Below are 305 nucleotides of genomic sequence, written 5' to 3' on the forward strand. Positions count from 1 at the left end.
TCCGCGCAACCCACCCCCTCGCCCTCCGCACAGGTTGTCGTCCCAACAGCCGACGCGACTCCAGCAGCCCTGCCACGCATGACCGTCCACAAGACCCCGACCTGCGGGTGCTGCGGTGTCTGGATCGACCACGTGCAGAAGGCGGGATTCACCGTGGATGTGCACGACATGGATGACCTGGGTCTGGTCAAGGAGCGGTTGGGTGTCCCCTATGCAAAGGGCTCCTGCCACACGGCCGAGATCGGCGGATACGTCATCGAAGGCCACGTTCCGGCCGCGGACATCAAGCGTCTCCTCGAAGAAAA

1 protein-coding gene is annotated in these 305 nt (G+C 64.3%); it reads left to right on the forward strand.

From position 1 onward, the window contains the following. Positions 1 to 78: 78 nt before the first annotated feature. Positions 79 to 305, forward strand: a 227-nt coding sequence (locus KVS69_RS21180; RefSeq protein ID WP_302675385.1) for a DUF411 domain-containing protein, incomplete at its 3' end; no start/stop codon positions are given.

The sequence above is a fragment of the Stenotrophomonas sp. GbtcB23 genome, from assembly GCF_019091045.1.
GTDB lineage: Bacteria > Pseudomonadota > Gammaproteobacteria > Xanthomonadales > Xanthomonadaceae > Stenotrophomonas > Stenotrophomonas rhizophila_A.